Here is a 20,070-nt window from a genome sequence, read left to right as displayed (position 1 = left end):
AAGAATTATCTATCATTAATTGAGCAATTTGGACAGGTTCACGGATCAGTATTTAACGGAAGCGCTTAAAAAAGGTGAGCAGGCTGCTTTCAGGCAATTGGTGGAAACCTGGAAAGATATGGTTTACAACACTGTGCTGGGTATTGTGCAGCACGAGGCTGATGCGGAAGATGTAGCGCAGGAGGTATTTGTACAGGTCTATCAATCCATCGGTTCATTCAGGGGAGATGCAAAGCTTTCTACCTGGCTGTATCGTATTGCAGTAACCAAAGCGCTGGATCATGTGAAGAAAAGGAACCGTAAAAAACGCTGGGGCAGGGTGTACAGCCTGTTTGGCGATAAGGATGAAAGTATTCATAATGCAGCGCCGGATTTTCACCACCCCGGTGTGCAGCTGGATAATAAAGAAAGGGCAGCGGTGTTATTCAAAGCCCTGGATCAGCTGCCGGACCGGCAAAAGGCCGTGTTTGTGCTCAGCAAGCTGGAAGGCTTGCCCGCAAAGGAGATCGGCGAGGTAATGGATATGAACGCCGCTACCGTGGAAGGGCTTATGCACCGTGCAAAAACAAATCTTCGTAAACTATTGGAAAAATATTATTCCTCTGAATAGCGAAGGTTTTTTGAAAAATGATCGTCTAATTAAATAGAACATAACCGTGAAAAAGGAACATCATCAGGAAGAAACAGAAGCTACGCTGCGTAGCCTGGATGGCGCCGGCAGGGCCGGAGCAGGTGAATTCTTCTTCACCCGCTTACAGGCACGGCTGCAGCAAAAGGGCAGCAGCGCCTGGGAGCGCGCCACGGGTTGGATAGCCCGCCCTTCCATTGCCATCATAGGCCTTTGTATTATACTGCTGCTGAACAGTATTATCGTGATACGCCAGTTTGAGAGCTCGGTGTCCGGTACGGACCAGGCTACCCTGCAGGCGTTTGCAGATGAATACCGGCTGCAGGTACCTACCGTGTATGATGATGATAAGGTGGAGTAGAAATGGTTAACAATAAACAATAACAAATGGCGATTGCGAAAAATAAAGTATTACTGATCATAGTTGGGGTTTTATTGTTAACGAACCTTGGCATGCTGCTGCTTTTTGTGAACATGAAGCCGCCGGGCAGCCGCTTCGGGCGGGATGGCAAAGGCAGGCAGGGAATGAAGGAGATCCTGGAGACGAAAGCAGGTTTTTCAAAACAGCAGTTAAATGCCTACCAGCAGCTGCGCGATCAGCACTGGGCAAAAATGAAGCCCCTGCTGGCAGATATGCGGAATGCCAAAGACAGCTTTTACCGCCTGTTGTATGTGCCGGATGTGCCGGATTCCGTGCTGAATAATGCAGTAATGATCATTGGTCAAAAGCAACAAGCCATAGACCTGCAAACGTTCCATCATTTTCAGCAGGTGCGTAACCTGTGCGAACCCGCCCAGCGGCCGGGTTTTGATACCCTGGTGCACCAGGTCATTTACCGGATGTCGGCGCCTTTCCGGCGCGACAGCATGCATCCGCCGCGCACCAACCGTTAACCTGTATCCCTCTGCTGTAGCCATTAGAACACGTCATTTTTATACAATATAAATCTTACCATTATGAAGAACAGGATTCTGTTGATGCTGGCCTTTTTATTTGCCGGCTATGTAACCACCAACGCACAGGGTAATTTCCAACGGCGTACTGTGGAGGAAAGAGTGAAGCAAACCGTTGACAAGTTATCACCTGAGCTGTCCCTCAAGGATGACCAGAAAACAAAATTGAGCGATGCTTACACTGAATTTTACAAGGGCATGGATAAGCTGCGCGAAGATGCCCGTGCCGGTGGCGGCCGTCCTGACCGCGAAGCTTTTAAGAAGCTGGCTGATGAACGGGACGCTAAAGTGAAAGGTTTCCTGAGCGATGATCAGTACAAGAAGTATACTGATGCGCTGGAAACAATGAAGAAGAAACGTGGCGAAGGCCGTCCTGGTGGCGGTGGCGGCAGGATAGGCAGCAGCAAATAGCTTTAAGGCGGATTGATTGTTTGTTTTGTTTATGGATGATCAATTACCGGTGTTAAAACTGGTGGTTGATCATTCTTTTTTTAATCCAGCTTATAATTCTGTTTTAACAGGTACACATACGGTAGCAGCATGTGGTGTGTGAATACATTCTTACCGTCAAAAGGAAATTTTTCATCGTAACCCGGCTGCGGGTATAAGATCACAGGCGACCCTGCCGGCGTGTAGTTGTGGCTGTTCACAAAATCAGGGCGTTCATATCCCCTTACCGTTTTGCTGGCCTGTTTATATGCCATCTTCCCCAGGATGCGCTGCATGCGGCGGCTGGCCCTTTTGGTTGACCGGTCCAGGCGGCCATACATATAGCCTACTGCCAGGCGGATGAAGAACTTTTGTTTGCGCAGCGCTTTTTTAACATTCCGGAAAGGATTTACGGCGGTATAATCATTAGTGGTTTGCAGGGAAAAAGGTGTTTCCGGTACCCAGTCGCGCGGGTTTATTACACGAAAACCCCAGCCATCGCGGGTTATAAAATCATAGTCGTATGCATAACGCAGGTTACCGGGTTTGGGTGCTGCGCTGCAATAGGTTTTCAGCACAATATCTTTCGGGAAAGCAGGATCGTCCAGGTATTGCAGGTAGGAGCGGAGCAGGAAGGCAATGGCGCCGCCCTGGCTATGCCCCATGATAATAAATTCGTGTATGCCTTTCTGATAGTATGCTTTTATTTTACTTACAATGTCCGGGGCTATAGAGGCCATGCCCAGCGTCCAGCCGGCATGTACATAAGCGCTGCTGTCCTGCGCCAGCTTATAATGAAAATCGGTGCTGTCGTTCAGGTGAAGTGCGCCGGTGGCGGGGATCATCCCGGCATAAAAGTTTTCCAGCCAGGAGGTAGCGGTGCCGGTGGTGCCGCGTATGCTGATAATAGCTACCTGATTGTTCCAGAGCCAGAGGTCCCAGCGGTTTTCCATTCCCACTACCGGCGACCGGTATACGAGGTTACAGTTTTCGGGGTAAGGCACTACAACCTTTGTCCAGGGCGTATCGGCTTGCAGGGCCGTTACACGCAGCAGCTGCTCATATTCCCTGGGGTTAAAGCCCGGATGCAGTTGCTGTGCTGTTGCAGGTAAGCAGCAGCACAACCATATGCAGGCTACCAGTAAGCGTTTATGCATATGCTTATAATAGTTTCGCGGCCGCATCTTCCCAGTTCAATATACGTTCATACCCTTGTATATGTACATTGTGGTGGCCGGTGAATAAATAAGGCTTGCCTTTAAAATATTTGAAGTTGCGGATGAGATCATCGATCATCATATCCGTTTGTACCAGGCTTTTATCGCCGCAAAGGCAGAACTGCCGCCAGGTAAGAAAGGGGAAATTCTCCATCAGCCAGTCGTATTTATCTTTCAGGGAGTTGGGGAACTCCATGGCGGCTGATACAATGTATACCCGGTATTTTTTATTTAATTCTTCTATAACCCGCTGTGCATTGGGGAAAATGGCCAGGTCGCGGAAGAAGCCGGGTGTGTTCAGGTATTCCAGTATTTTTCCTGCATGATCTACGGGCAGGGCTTCAGAGAGGGTTTTGCCGTGCAGTTCTTCTTCGGAAAATACCCTGCCATAATCCCGGTAATACCATTCCCGCGCTTTTGTAATAGGATCTGCAATAGTTTCATCCATGTCAATTGCAATAGAGGGGATGTAGTCCATTCTGCTAGTTTTTATTGAGTCCATGGTCCATAGTCGATGGTCCATAGCCTGCTTCGCAGTGAATTGTATTTCGATTAAAGCATTACCTGCCTAGACTTTTAATACCTCCATTACGCAAAAGGCTATGGGCTATGGACCATCGGCCATGGACTAAATTAATAAACCTGCTCCACTCTTCCTACCGTACCATCTGCACCTATACCTTCTACCACTACACGAAAATGTTTGGAGAAGTCGTTGTTGAAGAACTTGATGGTGGCGGTATGGGTAGTGGTATCTATCGGCAGATCCGGGTTCCAGTACAGTGTAAGACGTTTATCCGCCAGGGAATGCACGTCTTTATGTACATTATAGTCCGGTGAATAAAATTGTTTTACTACTGCATAACCGGGCTTGCGGTACAGCTCAAAACCCTTCACGGTATTGTCGTTACCCTCACCGCCTTTTTTGGTGTACACTGCAATGGCTCCGTTAGCGCCACCGCCAAAACCGCCCATAAACGGCGGACGGAATACTTTTACCATGGCTATGTCCGTAACCGGTATGCTGCTGATCATGCTGGCGTCTATAGGCATTTCGTTCAGGTACAGGGAGGGGCGGCCACCGCGCCAGCTAAGGCTGGGATCGCTCAGGTTACCGGTGATCTGCAAGCCGGCTACCCTGGACTGCAGGTACTGGAAAATATTCATGTAGCTGCTCGTCTCTTTGGTCATATCAAACGTATAACCATCGCCACCGGCAAACATACCGGAGGCATACTTTTTATCCATGGTTTCCTCTTTGGTAACCCTGCGCTCGCGGATATTTACTTCCTTCAGCAAAATAGCGCGGCTGTTAATGGAGCGGTTCACCCGGTTGCCATCATAAGCGGTAGCGAGGTAATTCTTCAGCGTATTGTAATCAATAGCCGGGGGTAGCCGCAGGGGGAAAGGATCTGTAACCGGCACACTATTCTCGAAGAAATGCGTGTTGAATTTTACCGTTACATCTTTCCAGCGCTGCTGCTGGTCATTACCCTTGTAATATACCAGTGCCGTATCCAGGAAAGCCAGACCGGGCAGGTTGAACTCACCCATACCGTTAGTGGGAGCAGATACAATGGAGGTAGAGCTATCCGTGATCTGTTTGATGATGAAATCCACTTTCCCGTTCATCAGCTGGTAGCGGCCGTTGTTGGTAAAGGCCGTGCCTTTCAGCAGGATGCCCTGTTCGTAGGGATAACGGGTATCCGGGTATTGTTTGTTCAGGATCTTTTCCCAGCTGAAACGCCGCCAGCCGTTGGTGAGCATTAACAGGTCAAGCGCCTGCAGGCGGGCTTTAGCGGTATCCTGTAAGTACCAGGCGGGGTTATGAATGTAACCTTTCAGGTCTGAGGTAAGCAGCAGGTTGGACACAATGTTGTTCTCATCATTGTTCTTTACTACCAGGTCGGCATCTGTGATGGCTACCGACAAAATGCTTTCCAGTGAATCCGGCACCTTCAGGGTTACGCTGTTAGGCGCACGTTCTTCGCTGTTAAAGGCAGGCTGTTCCAGCTGCAGGGGCAGCAGATCGTTCTGGCGAAGGAACACCAGGCGTTCTGATAAGGGCTGTCCGCCCTTGCCAAACAGCGTTAGCTGCATAATGCCGGTGGGCATTTGCTGTGTGGGTACAAAGCCGCTGATACGGCCGTCAGATACTTTCAGCGGTGCTTTATATACCAGCTGGTCGTTGATCTGTCCTATGAGCAGCAGCTCATCATACGCAGTATCGGCCAGGTTTGCTATCATGGCCTGGTAAAATACGCGTGCGCCGCGGTTGTACACCTTTAAACCGGCGCCGGTGGTTTTCACGGCGGGCAGGTCAAAGGTTTTTTCCTGGCCATTGGCGGCTTTTACCACGGCTTTATATTTTTCGTTGCCGCTGGCAGGTTGCAGGTCAAACTGGCCCATACCATCATGTATGGTTTGCAGCGTGGCCACTTTAGCGCCCTTGCTGTTCTGCACACTACCGGCAACGGCTATGGGATAACCATTCTGGTCAATGGCTTTAAAGGCAATGGTGTTGTTCTGGTTAATGATCATATCGCCCCCTTCCGGGAAGAACTGTACGGCAAAAGCCGTAACAGCAGTACTGTCGCGGGGTGGCGGGTTGTTCCGCTTCTGGGGGTCAAACACTTCTATGTTGCGGGAAAAAAGCAGGGCATGATCAAAGTTCAGCATCCAGGCGGTGTAAGCCCGTACCTGGTACATACCTGGTTTTTGTGTTTCCGGCAGGTCCAGGTTACCGGCGGCGCCGGCATTGCCGGCTGCAAATAAGCGTTTTTGCACAATGGCACCGTTCTGGTCTACCAGCTCCACATACAGGTTGGTAGCCCGGGTATCCGGTAGGCCCTGTAAGGTGATGTAGGCCTTGAACCAGATGGTTTCCCCGGCTGCATAATAATCTTTATCCATGTGCAGGTACACTTTCTGCTGCGGGTAACGGCTGGCAAAATCGTCCAGGGCCTGCACTATACGGGCGCTCCAGTCATCGGCCGGAAAAAAAGAAAAAGCGCTAACCAGCATTACCACACCGCAGGCGGGGATCCACCAGCGTGTACGTAACGGCTGCATAAGGGCGCGTAATTTTTGCATGAAATATCTTTTTAGAACACGAATAATAACCAAAAATATGCGGCACAATTTATACAATATAAGAATAACGGCGGTTTACTTATTATTGCAGGCGGAGAAAGTGGAGGAGAGAGGGGGATTTTAAGAAAAATTTAAGATATCTGCCGTTCATTGGTAAAACGTGAAGGTCATGCCTGTAGCATTGTTAATGGCAGGAAAAAGACTATATGAATTTTATAAGAAAAATAAATTACAGGAGCTTTAAAGGTCTTTCGGCAAGCGCTAAGTTCATGATCCTTACCTTACCCTTTTTGGGGATATTTGTTGTTGTGTCACTTATACAGAGACATAAACATGACAAGTGGCTTGCTAAAGACGGCGTATACCTGATTGCATCTGTCAGCGACGTACATACCCGCAAAAGCGGTATTACAATAGAAGCCACCTGTTATTTGAATGGAAAGCTGCTCAAATTAAAAAGTAGCGTAGATCGTAGAAGATATTACCTGGGTCAAAGGATCTTTATCCGGATCGTACCGGAAGATCCGGATATCTATGAAGTAGTGGAGTGGGAAACGGTGCAGGATTGTTTAAAAAAAGCAGATAGCATGTTTAAGTCCTGGAAACAAATACCCAGGTGTTAATTGAATTGTGATGAATAAACGACTAATCGTTATCGGCGGCGGCGCAGCGGGTTTCTTTTGCGCGGTGAATGCGGCCAGGTTGTGCCCGCAGCTGGAAGTGCTGCTGCTGGAAAAAACGGGTAAGCTGTTATCCAAGGTAAAGGTATCTGGCGGCGGGCGTTGTAATGTTACGCATGCTGCCCCGGATATTGGTTATATGGCGCAGCGCTACCCGCGGGGACAGCACTTTGTAAAAAAAGCCTTTGGTCATTTTTTTGTGCCGGACACTATTAACTGGTTCGCAGAAAGGGGCGTGGAGCTTAAAACAGAGGCTGATGGCCGTATGTTCCCGGTTACAGACAGCTCCCAAACCATTATTGACTGTTTACTGCGGGAGGCAGACCTGTATAAAATAAGCATATTGATGCAGCAGGAGGTAACGGCCCTGCAACGCACTGCAAATGGCCGCTGGCAGGTACAATTGCAGCACAGCCCTGCGCTGGATGCGGATTACCTGTGTATAGCTGCCGGCGGGTATGCGCAGGCCGACAAGTTTAACTGGCTTAAAGCTACCGGCCACACCATAGCTGCACCGGCGCCTTCCCTGTTCACCTTAAATATGCCGGGCCATCCTATTACGGCGCTCATGGGCGTAAGTGTACCCAAGGCACTGGTAAAGGTAACGGGCTCCAAATTGCAGGAGCAGGGGCCGTTGCTGATCACCCATTGGGGACTGAGTGGCCCGGCAGTACTGCGTTTGTCGGCCTGGGGTGCCCGGGAGCTGCAGCAAATGCAATACACTTTCACCGCCCTGGTTAACTGGGTGCCGGATTACCATGAGAACAGCCTGCGGGAAGAAATGCAGGACCTGCGCCATTCCCTGGGCGGACAAAAAATGTATAATAAAAATCCTTTTGAGCTGCCCCAGCGTTTATGGCAGTTCCTGCTGCAACAGGCAGGCATACACGAAACTGTGCGCTGGGCCGATATGCCGGCCAAAGCGCAGCAGCTGCTGGTGAAAAACCTGGTAGCCATGGAGCTGCCGGTAAAGGGGAAAACTACTTTTAAGGAGGAATTTGTAACCTGCGGCGGTGTGCAGCTAACAGAGATCAATCCCGCTACTATGGAAAGTAAGCTGCAGCCCAACTTATATTTTGCGGGAGAAGTGATGGATGTGGATGGCATTACCGGTGGGTTTAATTTTCAGCATGCCTGGACGAGCGGGTATATTGCTGCGCAAGCAATCGCTAAATGCTGAACGCTAAACGCAACGCTAAACACTCAACGCTCAACGCTCAACGCTCAAAGAAGAAGCAAAACAAAATCAGCGTTAAGCGTTCGGCGTTCAGCATCTATAAATAGTTTATCCCCACTTCGTACTCCTTCTCCAACGCATCCAGGATCCGTTGAAAATCGGCGGGATTAGCGAGAAAATCAATTTTAGTGGTATCGATCATCAGGGTGCGTACCGGGTGCTGTTTCAGGTATTGGGTGTACATGTTGTGTACTCTTAACAGGTAATCGTCTTCTATCTGCTGCTCGTAGGAGCGGTTACGTTTTTTAATATTTGCCTGCAATTGGGTAACAGGGGCATTGAGGAAAATGAGCAGATCCGGCTGTACCAGCTGTGGGTTAATAATATCAAAAAGTTTCTGATACAAATTATATTCTTCTTCCAGCAGGTTGATCTTGGCAAACAGCAGGCTTTTTACAAACAGGTAGTCGGATATTACCAGGTTGCTGAACAGGTCCTGTGTTTGCAGCATATCTTTCAGCTGTTTATAGCGTTCTGCCATAAAGAACAGCTCCAGGGGAAAGGCATATTGCTGCGGCTTTTCATAGAATTTAGGCAAAAAGGGATTGTCTGCAAATTCTTCCAGGATCAGTTTTGCGTTAAAGTGTTGCGCCAGCATATGGGCCAGCGTGGTTTTGCCGGCGCCAATGTTGCCTTCTATGGTTATAAAGCGGTAGTTCATTTTAGCGGTTAGCTGTTGGCTTTTAGCTTTTAGCAGTTGGCCGTCAGTGATCTGTAGATCAATGAATAGCCGTGCCTTATTGCTGATGTTATTGCCAATTAATTTTATTAAGGTTCAATTTATTATAGTTCAATTGAATTAAAGCTTGCTTTAGCTGCAGTATTGGCTCCCGGACTGCTAAAAGCTAAAAGCTAAAAGCTAATAGCCAACAGCTAAAAGCTAACTGCCAACTTTCTTCACCGGCAGCTCATCATCGCAGGCGGCCAGCAGGGCATGTACGGTTTGCTGGAAAACAGGGTGCACCCAATCCGGCAGTATTTCATTCAGCGGTACCAGCACAAACTGGCGGTTTTGCATGCGGGGATGCGGTATTTTCAGCTCCGGCAGGGAAATAACGGCATCATTATAAAAAATAATGTCGATATCTATTACCCGGGCGCCCCACTTTTGCTGGCGGATGCGGCCTATTTCACGTTCTATATTCAGGAGGGTATGCAGCAGGGGCAGGGGGGCCAGCGGGGTGGAGATCTGCAAGGCCTGGTTCAGATAGTCCGGCTGCTGCACATTACCCCAGGGAGCAGTTTCATACAGACCCGATAATTTTACCACCTTACCGGCCTGCTGCTCAATGAGCTGCACGGCCTGTTGAAGCAGTGCGGGGCGGTTTCCCAAATTGCCACCTATAAGTAATATTGCTGTATTCATGTATATTTATCGGCGCAAAAGTAACCATATTCCTTATTTTTGAAAAAACAGTTGGAATTGGTCTTTACAACAATTGGGCATACTATAGACTAATCACCCGGCAAAACTGATCCGAATATTTATGCGTAGCTTTCTAAAAATCTTCTTAGCGACCCTCCTGGCATTTATTGTATTTGCAGTGATCGGCGTAATTGTATTAATGGTCATGATCGGCAAGGCAATATCGCCTGAAAAGGTGGTGATCAGTCCTAATGCAGTACTGGTGCTTGAAACCAGCCAGCCTTACAATGAGCAAAAACTTTCCAACCCGCTTAATTCCCTGTTAAAGGGCCAGGCCAATGAAGTACCGGGTTTATACGACGTGGTACGGATCCTGGAACATGCGGCGGACGATGATAATATTAAAGGCATTTACCTGAAAACAGACGGTAACCCTAATGGCTTCGCTACCAGCGAGGAGCTGCGCCGCGCTCTGCTTAACTTTAAAAAGTCGGGCAAATTCGTATATGCGTATGGGGAAGGTATGACCCAGCAGGCTTACTACCTGGCATCCGCCGCTGATAAGGTGTTCCTGCATCCCCAGGGCGGCCTGGATTTTGCCGGTTTCTCCTCCACCATTATGTTCCTGAAAGGTACTTTGGAAAAGCTGGAAATACACCCGGAGATCTTCTACGATGGCAAGTTCAAAAGCGCTACTGAGCCTTTGCGTGAAACGCAGATGACAGAAGCCAACCGCATTCAAACCGCCGCTTACCTGGGCCAGCTGTATGGCAACTACCTCACCAATATTGGTAAAAGCCGTAAGCTGGATACCGCCACCTTACACCGTTATGCCAATGAAGGACTGATCCAGAACCCGCAGGATGCGCTTAGCTATAAGCTGGTGGATGGACTGAAATATGACGACCAGGTAATGGAAGCGCTGCGTTCCCGGATAGGATTGGAAAAAGATGCGGATATTAATTTTGTGTCGCTCACAAAATATGAAAGCGCAGCAGATTATAAATCCACCTCCGGCGATAGTAAGATTGCGGTGTTATATGCACAGGGCAATATTGTAGGCGGTGATGGAAGCGACGATGTGACCATCAGCAGCGAACAATATATAAAGGAGATCCGCAAGCTGCGGCTGGATAAAAGCATTAAGGCTATTGTGTTCCGTGTAAACTCGCCCGGCGGCAGCGCACTGGCTTCTGAAAGCATCTGGCGGGAGCTGGTGCTGGCTAAAAAAGCTAAGCCGGTGATCGTATCAATGGGGGATTATGCTGCCAGCGGCGGGTATTATATTTCCTGTATGGCAGATTCTATTTTTGCAGAACCCAATACCTTAACAGGCTCTATTGGCGTGTTTGGGGTGATGATGAACCTGCAAAGCTTCTTTAAGAATAAGCTGGGCGTTACGTTTGATGGTGTGAAAACCGGTCAGTATGCTGACCTGGGCAGCGCTACCCGCCCCATGACGGATATAGAAAGGAAGTTTGTGCAAAAAGGGGTAGACAGTATTTATGCTACCTTTAAATCGCGCGTGGTAACGGGCCGTAAGCTTAGCCAGTCCGTGGTGGACAGCATTGCACAGGGGCGTGTATGGAGCGGCGTACAGGCGAAGTCGTTAGGACTGGTAGACCGGCTGGGTGGTATTAATGATGCCATCGCCAGCGCTGCAAAGATGGCCAAAATATCCTCTTACCGCCTGCGTGAGTACCCGGAAGTAAAGCAGCCGCTGGAAAGGCTGCTGAAAAGCCTTGGCGGTGAAACCAGCGAAACCATGGTGAAAAAAGAGCTGGGCGCCAACTATACTATTTACCAGCAGATCAAACGCCTGCAGCTGATGAACGGTGAGGTACAGGCAAGGCTGCCTTTTGATGTGACGATCAAATAATGTGCTGTGGCACATCTTAAAATATAATTAAATCCCGGGCAGTGTTCCGGGATTTTTTATGGAAATGGGCAAAACAATCTTAGTTTTACCAAATTTTCAAAGCAGTTTCTTATTTATGGCAGTGCAGTACAGTCAATGGAAGGCCATGATGGCAATTACAAAAGCCAGCTTACGGGCTATTCTCCGCAGTCCTTCCACGGTAGCTTTCACTATTGGGTTTCCCCTGGCGTTCATCCTGGTATTTGGTTTTATCGGGAACAGTGTGGTAACTGTAAAGGTGGGCGTAGCGGCGGGCACTGATACGGCCAGCTATATTTATAAAGGCCTGGCTGCTGTAAAAAGCATAAAGCTGATCAACGAGCCGGCTGCAGAAATGGAAGATGATATGATCAAAGGCCGCTTAACGGCTATCGTGCACATCACCCAAAAAACCGGGCCGGCTGCTAACCCTGCATATGAGGTAAAGGTGCGTTCTTCCACCGCAGGTATAGATAAGATCCAGGTATTCCAGTCTATATTAACAGATGTAATTAACCGCATTGATGACCGGTTCTATAAACGGCCTTCTGTAGCGCATATAGACAGTGTTGTAGTGCCGGGCCGCGCCTATAAGACCATTGACTTTATTTTACCCGGTATGCTGGGCTTTTCTTTGCTGAGCGCAGCGGTGTTTGGTACTGCTTTCCTGTTCTTCAGCTTACGGCAAACCCTGGTATTAAAACGCTTTTTTGCCACCCCGGTTAAGCGGGCTTACATTATTATGGGCGAAACCCTATCCCGCCTGCTGTTCCAGCTTATTGGCGCTATTGTGATCATTGGCCTGGGGCATTTTGCCTTTGGTTTTACGCTGGTACATGGCGCGGTTACTTTCGTGGAAATGTTATTCCTGTCTTTATTCGGGTTGGTGGTGTTTATGGGATTTGGTTTCCTGGTAAGCAGCGTAGCCCGTAATGAAAGCACTATACCGCCTATTGCCAATGTGATCAGTATGCCGCAGTTCCTGCTGGCAGGTACTTTCTTTTCTATAGATGCGTTGCCCGGCTGGCTGCAGCCGGTATGCCGCGCGCTGCCGCTTACCTATCTGAATGATGCTTTCCGTAAAGTAGCCTTTGAGGGTCAGCACTTATGGAACGTAGGTACAGAGCTGGGTGTGCTTACCCTGTGGGGTGTTATTATTTACGCGGTTACCATTAAAGTGTTTAAGTGGGAGTAGCCGTTAACAACTCCACCTTTTCTGCCTTTTTTTTCTTAAATTGGATACATGCAAGTCCTGTACATCATTCTGGGCGCTTTGGCTGCCCTTATCTTGGGCCTGTTTGTTTTTTCCCTTTACCTGCCTGCCCGTTTAAAAATTGAACGATCCCTGGTGATGATCGCACGGCCCGACGTTGTATTCCGTGAGGTGGATACCCTGCGTAACTGGGAGCATTGGTCGCCCTGGCACCAGCTGGACCCTGAGATGAAAATTGTGTACGGTGAAAAGGAAAGCGGCGCCGGCGCCGGTTACAGCTGGGAAAGTAAAAAGCGTAATGTGGGCCGTGGCAGCTTACTGATCACAGAATCCCGCCCGTATGAATTTATAGCTACTTCCATCAATTTTATGGAACAGGGCAGCAGCAAAGGTTATTTCCGTTTTGAGCCGGCAGGAGAGCGCACCCGCGTTACCTGGGGCATGGAAATGACGGTTGGGCAGAACCCCGCCCGTAAATTCCTGGGCCTGATGATGGATAAGTGGGTAGGCCGCGATTTTGAACGGGGCCTGCAACAGCTGGCAAAGGTTAGTAGCTGATGTGCAGCTTTTAGCTTTTAGCCTTTAGCTTTTAGCTTTTTGTGTGTAATTTCGTACATGCGTTTTATCAAACTATTAATAATCAGTGTACTTTGCTTTGCAGTGCTTATCTTCCTGCTTTCGCTGTTATTCCCCTCCAAGGCGGTGGTAGAGCGCTCCGGTGTAATTGATGCTCCAGTGGCCGTGGTATACAGCCAGATCAACGAGCTTAAAACCTGGCAGGAGTGGAATCCCTGGACCAAATTAGAAGCAGCGAATACCCTGCAATTCTCCAACCCTTCACAAGGAAAAAATGCCTGGTACAGCTGGACCAGCGCCAATGACGCCGCTTCCGGTAAACTGACCGTTTTACGGAGCGAGCCTGATAAAGGTGTTTATTATAACATGCTGTTCAAAGATATGCGGCCTATGATGGGCGGGTTGGAAATAAGACCCTCCAAAGAAGGCACCGGTACTGTTATACACTGGTATATGGAAACAAAGCTGGGCTGGAAACCCTGGTGGAAGCTCCGCGGTTTTATGGCCGACCGTTTAATGGGCCCGCAGGTAGAGCAGGGGCTGACGGAGCTGAAAGCCAGATGCGAGAAAATGAAGTAGCAGTTAATAATTAAGAATTAATAATTAAGGAGGAAACGGTGCTAAAAAAAGGGATGAATGGTAGCCTCAGATCTATTGAATAGCTGTAATTTCCTGCACGGTTCTTAAGCCATAAAATCAATAATCTATATGAAACAGATCTTTTTATTCCTGGCCATCCTTGCTACCACCAGCAGCGTGGCATTTTCGCAGGAGCCACCCAAAAGTCCACGTGTTACTGCAGAAGGTAAAAACGTAAAGATCAGCTACGGCCAACCCTCCAAGAGAGGCCGCGTGATCTTTGGTCAACTGGAACCTTATGGTAAAGTATGGCGCACCGGCGCTAATGAAGCCACTGAAATTACTTTTGCAAAAGATGCCACCTTTGGCGGCAAACCGGTAAAGGCAGGTACTTACACCCTGTTCACCATTCCCGGCGAAAAAGAATGGACATTCATCCTGAACAGTACGCTGAAACAATGGGGCGCGTATAAATACGATGAGATCAAAGGGAATGACGTACTGCAGGTAAAGGTGCCTGTTACTACGCTTAGTGCCCCGGTAGAAAAGCTGACCATTACCCTGCCGGCCAACAAGCTGGTATTAGAATGGGATCAGACGAAGGTAGAAGTACCGATAAAATCTTAATGTGCATATGGGGTTGAAAGAATATGAAACCCTGAATGTAAATTTAAAAGGTCAAAATAAAATGCCGCGACACAGAGTACAGCCTCATGTTCGCGGCATTTTACTTTCTTTTGGGCCAGCCCCGTTAACCCATTGTTCCCACAAACTCCAGGATACTTTCATACACCCTCTCCAGCTCTTCATTTGTAATACAATACGGCGGTAAAATATAAAGGGTGTTGCCCAACGGCCGCAGCATGATCCGTTTTGCGCGAAAAAAGCGGTGCAGTTCATCTGCCAGCTGGTTGGTATAGGCGTCCTGTCCGGGGGTGACTATTTCAAAAGCCAGCACCGTTCCCAGTAAACGTGTATGCTTTACCGTTCCAACAGCAGCCAAACGTTGCAGGAACTGCTGATGCTGTGCGTGTATCCGATCCCGTTGTTGCGCACATTCCGGCTGCAGGAACAGGTCCAGGCTGGCAAGCGCCACCGTGCAGGCCAGTGCATTGGCTGTAAAGGAATGTCCGTGGAACAGGGTTTTTAGCTTGCTTTCTGATAAGAAAGCATCGTATATAGCGGCCGTACAGGTTGTAACGCCCAACGCCAGGGCGCCGCCGGTTAAGCCTTTGGAAAGGCACATGATGTCCGGGGCAGTGGCTACGTTTTCCATGGCAAAGTTCTTTCCCGTTCTGCCAAAACCGGTCAGTATTTCATCAGCTATCAGTAAGATCTGCTGCTGCTTGCAATATTGCAGCAGCTGATCCAGCGCGTCGGCTTCATACATGAGCATACCACCGGCGCCCTGTAGCAAGGGCTCAAATATAAAAGCGGCAATACTATCCGGCCCCAGGTTCTCAATGGCCGCCTTCAGCTGTGGAAGATTATCGGGTGTAGGAGTATCTATAAAATGCACCTCAAATAACAGGTCGTCAAAAGGGGCGGTAAATACGCTGCGGCTGCTCACGCTCATAGCGCCAAAAGTATCGCCATGATAAGCATGGTGGAATGCCAGGATCTTTTGCTTGCGGATGCCTTTGTTCTCCCAGTATTGCAACGCCATTTTCAGCGCAACTTCTATAGCGGTGGAGCCATTATCAGAATAAAATACCCTGCTTTGCCGGCCGGGTAGCACGGGCAATAATCTTTCTGCCAGCTCCACGGCAGCAGGGTGGGTATAACCTGCAAATATGCAATGCTGCAGCTGCATGGCCTGTGTGGCCAGCTTTTGGGCAATATACGGGTGTGCATGCCCGTGTATATTTACCCACCAGCTGGAGGTAGCATCCAGGTAGCTGTTGCCTGCTTCATCAAATAAAGAGGCGCCTTCTCCACGTATAATGCCAATGGGCGCAGGCGCTGTTTGCATTTGTGTATACGGATGCCAGATCACCTGCTGATCGCGTTCACTCCAGGTCATTGTAATTAATAATTAAGAATGAATGATTAATAAGAGGGCAAAGATAAGGTGGGAGAGGGAGAAATGAAGCACCTATAAGCCGGCCAGTTTGGCCAGTGTGCGGTATAAGGTAGATGGATCATAAGGCTTATGCAGGATAGAATGTACCTGCAGGCTGTTTAGCTTGTCTGTTACATTAGGTATAACATCGGCAGTAAGGGCAATAATAAAGGCATGCGGCTGCAGCTGCCGGATGTGCGGAATGGTATCATACCCATCCATTTCCGGCATGTGCAGATCCAGCAGTACGCCGTCAAAGTGGTGCTGCTGCATCATTTCCACAGCCTCGCGGCCATTGACGGCAGTAAGGGTTGCTGCGCCTGTTCTTTCCAGCTGGTACACGATCACCATTGCATTAATGGTATTGTCCTCTACAACAAGCAGCTTTTTATTTTTAAGCCAGTCCCACAATTGTTTTTCATTATATACTATGTTGGTGCGTGCAACAGCGGGCAGCTGGTCAAAGATAATATCAAACCGGAAAGCAGTGCCCAGGCCGGGCTCACTGTCAATGGCAATGCTGCTGTTATACAGCTCTAGCAGGCTTTTGGTAATAGCCAGCCCCAGCCCGGTGCCGCCATGCTGGCGGGCCGTATCGCTTTGCGCCTGTACAAAGCTTTCAAAGATGCGGTTATGCATATCTTTTTGAATGCCGATACCGGTATCTTTTATACAAAAGCCCACCGTGGCCTTTGCCGCTGTTTGGCTTAACAGCTTTACTTCTATAAAAATGCTGCCTTCGTGTGTGAACTTAATGGCGTTGTTAATAAGATTATTGAGGATCTGTGTTAACCGGAACGGGTCGCCACAAAGGTTGTGCGGTAGCAAGGGATCTATGACCGTATGCAGGCGTACCTTTTTGGATTGGGCCAGGGGCTGGTAATTGTTCTCAATATCCCTGAGCAGGCGCTTAAGATCAAAGGGAACATTTTCCAGCTCTATTTTCCCGGCTTCTATCTTGGAAAGGTCCAGTATGTCGTTGATCAGTGTCAGCAAATGATCTGCGGAGTATTTCAGGCTGCGTACCAGGTTGCCATGCTCCGGTGTTTCTTCCAGCAGGTTGGCAATACCAATAATGCCATTAAGGGGCGTACGGATCTCATGGCTCATTACAGAAAGGAACTCGCCGCGTTCCCGCGCTGCTTTTTCTGCCTGCTCCTTTGCATAGATCAGCTCAAGGTGGGTAAGCTTATATTGGGTAATATCCTTGATCACTGCCATAATACGCCGGCCGCTGCCCGCTGCGCCACCTTTAATGAGATTCACCCGCAGCCGGTACCAGTTATCTACATCGGGGCGCTGATCTTCATATTCTATTTCCTGGGAAACACCGGTAGCAAACAGGGTGTCTACCAACACTGCGAACATTTCACTTTGCGGGCCCAGCACGTCGTTCATATGGCGGCCAATGATCTGGTCTTTGGGAAGGTATAGCAGGGATTCATCTTTACACCAAACCTGTTTGAATATGCGCTGTTCACTTAATTCAAATACAATATCATCCAAACATGTTAATAAGGCTTCTACATCATTGGTTTGCCAATGTTCTGCGGTATCCTGTTCCTGCGGTATAGCTGTACTGCCTGCCTGGTGTGCTTGATCGGACATTCTAATAAATTTAGGGGGTAAACTGAATAACAGACGAGTGGCCCTCTCGTGTTAGTACTGCTGATTATCTGGTTACTGGTTTATCAATCAGGGGTTAAAATTAGTAAATTATATCAGTAAAAGTGCAATCCTTTGGGAAAGGATGGTTTCTGATACGGGCATGCTCAATTAGCTTGCTGCGGTTTAAGTTTGATCTCTGAAATAAGGGTGCCTGCAAAGATCAAGGCCCCGCCGATCAGCATCCGCCAGGAGAGAGCTTCCCCCAGCAGCAATACTGCAGCAATAGCGGCAAACACGGGCTCAAACAGGTAAATGATAGCTACTTTTTCTGCGCTGATGTACCGTTGCGCTATATTGGAAACGGTGTACATATAAGCGGTGGAAAACAAAGCGCAGTAAATGATGCCGGTCCAGAAGCCCTGGTTTTTGGGGATCCAGGTAGCAGTATGATCGGCTAAGGCAATACAGCACATGATCAGCGTGCAGGTCAGGAACATAGGAACAATAGTGGGCACAATGTTTCCGGCTGTGGAATATTTCTCAACCCTGATCAGGTAAATGGCAAAGCCAAATGCACCGATGATGGTGTAAAGATCCCCGATGCTTACATACATTCCATCTTTGATAGATATTACAAACAATCCGGCTAACGCAATGGTAGCTGCCAGCCAGATCTTAAGGTCAACGGTCCTTCTGTGAAGGAGCAGCTTTAAAACAGGGATGATGATGACAGAGGTGCCGGCTACAAAAGCACATTGTGATGCAGCAGTATGCCGGATACCCAGGGTCTGAAAATAGATGCCAAGGGTTAATGGAATGGAGAGGGTGATGCCTTCAGCAATGTTCTTTCGCGTGATCTTTTTCATTTGCCGGGCCAGCACCACTGTGAGCACAATGGTGGCCAGCAGGAAGCGGTAAAATAAAAAGGTAGACTGGGAAACAGCGCCCATGGCCATTTTGGTAACCGGAAAAGAAATGCCCCAGAATGCAGTGCCCAATATCAATAAAACTATTAAAAGAAATCTCTTATTCATTTCAGCGGCTTCTTTACCATGATGTCTGTTTGCACATCGTTGCCCAGTTTAAAAATATGCTTATCAAATGGTATAAAGCCATTTTTTTCATAGAACCGGAGGGCGCGTGCATTCTTTTCCCATACACCCAGCCAAACATACTCCAATGCTCTTTCCCGGGCAATGCGGATGGCGCTTTCATAAAGCAGCTGGCCCACCTGTTTCCCGTGATAGGCCTGCAATACGTAGATGCGCTCGATCTCCAGTGCATGGTCGTCCTGCAGCTCCGTTTGTGCTTTACCGGTATTGATCTTTATATACCCGATCACCTGTTCCCCTAACCGTGCAAAATAAAATTCAGCGCCGCTGGTGTTTAGCTCCGTTGTCAATTGCTGCAGGGAAAAACTTTTTTCCAGGTATTGTTTCATATCCTCCTCAGTATTATAAGAAGCAAAAGTGTCAACAAACGTTTGTATGCTGATGTCCTGCAGCGTTGTTATTTCATCTGGTGTAACCCGGCTGATGCTAATTTTTTCCATGGTGATGTTCATTTTACAATCCTGGTTAATGCAGGGCAAAACTACTCAAGTATTTGATGCTTAAAAATGCTAAATTGATGCTTATTAATGCAAAAAATGCATTAATCAGGTTATGACTACGCAACAAATAGAATATTTTTTACAATTGTCTGATGAGCTGCACTACTGGCGCACATCCTATAAAGTAAACATCACCCAATCGGTTCTCAGCCGCCAGATCAAGGCGCTGGAGGAAGAATTGCAAATAGAGCTTTTCAAACGATCTAACCGGAAAGTGGAGTTAACCCCGGCCGGGAGATTTTTGCAGCAACAATGGAAGCCGCTGATGGAAAAAATGAATGCAGTTATACAGTACGGGCGCAAGATCCACCAGGGAGAGGGCGGCAGTGTGGTGATCAACCATCCCGGCTCCATCAGCTACGATATGCTGCCCGACCTGCTTAGCCGGATACTGGCGGTTTTTCCCGGTATTAAAGTTGAATTGGTACAATCGAAACATACCCATGGTATAGAGCTCCTGAAAGCATTTGAAGCGGATCTGTGTTATAGCAGGCACCAGTACAACGACGATTTTGTGGTCTCAAAACTGATCAGGGAGGATAGTCTTGCGCTGGTGGTGCCGGTTGCAAACCCGATACTTACAGAACCCGATATTACAGCGGAAGCCCTGCGGGGCGAACCTTTTATTTTATCCACGTTAACGGATGGCGAAACTTACCAGCTCAGGATGGAGCAGATATTCACACGGTACGGCATTGAACCTGATATCCGTTTTGAATCCGATTTCGGTTCCATGATACTCAGCTTAATAGAGAAAGGCTTTGGCGTATCTGTGATGCCTTTATCCTATTCACTGGCCAATCACCCGGGCGTACGCTTTATAAAACTGCCTTTTGAAGTACCATTATACCTGCATTGGCGAAAGAACGAAGATAATGCGGTGGTCAGCAATATTTTACAGCTTACTGCTCCCTGATGG

The 20,070-nt window shown here is 48.4% G+C and carries 21 protein-coding genes; 12 read left to right on the top strand and 9 right to left on the bottom strand.

Annotated features, from left to right (window positions below; genetic code table 11):
• The first annotated feature begins 28 nt into the window (after positions 1–28).
• The 4 genes from BMZ54_RS28535 (at position 29) to BMZ54_RS28520 (ending at position 1,993) form a co-directional block, all read left to right on the top strand.
• Positions 29–610, top strand: a complete 582-nt coding sequence (locus BMZ54_RS28535; RefSeq protein WP_089919998.1) for an RNA polymerase sigma factor — start codon at positions 29–31, stop codon at positions 608–610.
• Between the two features lie 46 nt (positions 611–656).
• Positions 657–989, top strand: coding sequence for a hypothetical protein (locus tag BMZ54_RS28530; RefSeq protein WP_089919950.1), 333 nt, complete (start codon positions 657–659; stop codon positions 987–989).
• A gap of 26 nt (positions 990–1,015) precedes the next feature.
• Positions 1,016–1,522: a periplasmic heavy metal sensor gene (locus tag BMZ54_RS28525; protein WP_089919948.1), complete on the top strand. Its 507-nt coding sequence runs from the start codon at positions 1,016–1,018 to the stop codon at positions 1,520–1,522.
• Positions 1,523–1,585: 63 nt separating this feature from the next.
• Positions 1,586–1,993 (top strand): hypothetical protein, encoded by a 408-nt coding sequence (locus BMZ54_RS28520; protein ID WP_089919946.1) that lies wholly within the window; start codon positions 1,586–1,588, stop codon positions 1,991–1,993.
• An 80-nt stretch (positions 1,994–2,073) separates the two neighbouring features.
• Here the strand turns inward: BMZ54_RS28520 and BMZ54_RS28515 are convergent, their stop codons facing one another.
• The 3 genes from BMZ54_RS28515 to BMZ54_RS28505 all read right to left on the bottom strand — a co-directional run bounded on the left by BMZ54_RS28515 (position 2,074) and on the right by BMZ54_RS28505 (position 6,321).
• Positions 2,074–3,168: a lipase family protein gene (locus BMZ54_RS28515; RefSeq protein ID WP_162277694.1), complete on the bottom strand. Its 1,095-nt coding sequence runs from the start codon at positions 3,166–3,168 to the stop codon at positions 2,074–2,076.
• A gap of 4 nt (positions 3,169–3,172) precedes the next feature.
• Positions 3,173–3,706 carry a 5' nucleotidase, NT5C type gene (locus BMZ54_RS28510; protein ID WP_162277693.1) on the bottom strand — a complete coding sequence of 178 codons (534 nt, stop codon included), beginning with the start codon at positions 3,704–3,706 and terminating at the stop codon, positions 3,173–3,175.
• 155 nt (positions 3,707–3,861) lie between these two features.
• A complete protein-coding gene (locus tag BMZ54_RS28505; protein ID WP_089919940.1) occupies positions 3,862–6,321 on the bottom strand; it encodes an MG2 domain-containing protein in 2,460 nt (819 codons plus the stop codon).
• A 308-nt stretch (positions 6,322–6,629) separates the two neighbouring features.
• Between BMZ54_RS28505 and BMZ54_RS28500 the strand changes: the two genes are divergently transcribed.
• A complete protein-coding gene (locus BMZ54_RS28500; RefSeq protein WP_143081169.1) occupies positions 6,630–6,944 on the top strand; it encodes a hypothetical protein in 315 nt (104 codons plus the stop codon).
• Positions 6,945–6,954: 10 nt separating this feature from the next.
• Positions 6,955–8,181 carry a BaiN/RdsA family NAD(P)/FAD-dependent oxidoreductase gene (locus BMZ54_RS28495; protein WP_089919936.1) on the top strand — a complete coding sequence of 409 codons (1,227 nt, stop codon included), beginning with the start codon at positions 6,955–6,957 and terminating at the stop codon, positions 8,179–8,181.
• Between the two features lie 94 nt (positions 8,182–8,275).
• Here BMZ54_RS28495 and BMZ54_RS28490 read toward each other — a convergent pair whose 3' ends face one another.
• Together BMZ54_RS28490 and folK are read right to left on the bottom strand one after the other, a co-directional pair.
• Positions 8,276–8,899 (bottom strand): deoxynucleoside kinase, encoded by a 624-nt coding sequence (locus BMZ54_RS28490; protein ID WP_089919934.1) that lies wholly within the window; start codon positions 8,897–8,899, stop codon positions 8,276–8,278.
• Positions 8,900–9,118: 219 nt separating this feature from the next.
• A complete protein-coding gene (folK, locus tag BMZ54_RS28485) occupies positions 9,119–9,604 on the bottom strand; it encodes a 2-amino-4-hydroxy-6-hydroxymethyldihydropteridine diphosphokinase (RefSeq protein WP_089919932.1) in 486 nt (161 codons plus the stop codon).
• A 121-nt stretch (positions 9,605–9,725) separates the two neighbouring features.
• Between folK and sppA the strand changes: the two genes are divergently transcribed.
• The 5 genes from sppA (at position 9,726) to BMZ54_RS28460 (ending at position 14,496) form a co-directional block, all read left to right on the top strand.
• On the top strand, positions 9,726–11,483 hold the full coding sequence (gene sppA / locus BMZ54_RS28480; protein ID WP_089919930.1) for a signal peptide peptidase SppA: 1,758 nt from the start codon (positions 9,726–9,728) through the stop codon (positions 11,481–11,483).
• Between the two features lie 115 nt (positions 11,484–11,598).
• The gene (locus BMZ54_RS28475) at positions 11,599–12,696 is read left to right on the top strand and encodes an ABC transporter permease (protein ID WP_089919996.1); all 1,098 of its coding nucleotides are present in this window, start codon (positions 11,599–11,601) and stop codon (positions 12,694–12,696) included.
• A gap of 48 nt (positions 12,697–12,744) precedes the next feature.
• Positions 12,745–13,272 carry an SRPBCC family protein gene (locus tag BMZ54_RS28470; protein WP_089919928.1) on the top strand — a complete coding sequence of 176 codons (528 nt, stop codon included), beginning with the start codon at positions 12,745–12,747 and terminating at the stop codon, positions 13,270–13,272.
• Positions 13,273–13,329: 57 nt separating this feature from the next.
• The gene (locus BMZ54_RS28465) at positions 13,330–13,869 is read left to right on the top strand and encodes an SRPBCC family protein (protein ID WP_089919927.1); all 540 of its coding nucleotides are present in this window, start codon (positions 13,330–13,332) and stop codon (positions 13,867–13,869) included.
• Positions 13,870–13,998: 129 nt separating this feature from the next.
• Complete coding sequence (locus BMZ54_RS28460) at positions 13,999–14,496, top strand: DUF2911 domain-containing protein (RefSeq protein ID WP_089919925.1); 498 nt, start codon at positions 13,999–14,001, stop codon at positions 14,494–14,496.
• 124 nt (positions 14,497–14,620) lie between these two features.
• On the opposite strand, the gene bioA is transcribed toward BMZ54_RS28460, so the two are convergent.
• The 4 genes from bioA to BMZ54_RS28440 all read right to left on the bottom strand — a co-directional run bounded on the left by bioA (position 14,621) and on the right by BMZ54_RS28440 (position 19,091).
• Positions 14,621–15,892, bottom strand: a complete 1,272-nt coding sequence (gene bioA / locus BMZ54_RS28455; RefSeq protein ID WP_089919923.1) for an adenosylmethionine--8-amino-7-oxononanoate transaminase — start codon at positions 15,890–15,892, stop codon at positions 14,621–14,623.
• A gap of 72 nt (positions 15,893–15,964) precedes the next feature.
• Positions 15,965–17,539: an ATP-binding protein gene (locus tag BMZ54_RS28450; RefSeq protein ID WP_089919921.1), complete on the bottom strand. Its 1,575-nt coding sequence runs from the start codon at positions 17,537–17,539 to the stop codon at positions 15,965–15,967.
• A gap of 164 nt (positions 17,540–17,703) precedes the next feature.
• Positions 17,704–18,573 (bottom strand): DMT family transporter, encoded by an 870-nt coding sequence (locus BMZ54_RS28445; RefSeq protein WP_089919920.1) that lies wholly within the window; start codon positions 18,571–18,573, stop codon positions 17,704–17,706.
• A complete protein-coding gene (locus BMZ54_RS28440) occupies positions 18,570–19,091 on the bottom strand; it encodes a GNAT family N-acetyltransferase (RefSeq protein ID WP_089919994.1) in 522 nt (173 codons plus the stop codon). Before BMZ54_RS28440 ends, BMZ54_RS28445 begins: the two co-directional genes overlap by 4 nt.
• Before the next feature lie 112 nt (positions 19,092–19,203).
• On the opposite strand from BMZ54_RS28440, the gene BMZ54_RS28435 reads away from it, so the two are divergent.
• Positions 19,204–20,067: a LysR substrate-binding domain-containing protein gene (locus BMZ54_RS28435; protein WP_089919918.1), complete on the top strand. Its 864-nt coding sequence runs from the start codon at positions 19,204–19,206 to the stop codon at positions 20,065–20,067.
• Positions 20,068–20,070: the final 3 nt, after the last annotated feature.

This window comes from Chitinophaga rupis (assembly GCF_900109685.1).
Lineage (GTDB): Bacteria > Bacteroidota > Bacteroidia > Chitinophagales > Chitinophagaceae > Chitinophaga > Chitinophaga rupis.
Note: the sequence above shows the minus strand (reverse complement) of the source record. Positions and strands in the feature narration are given on the sequence as shown.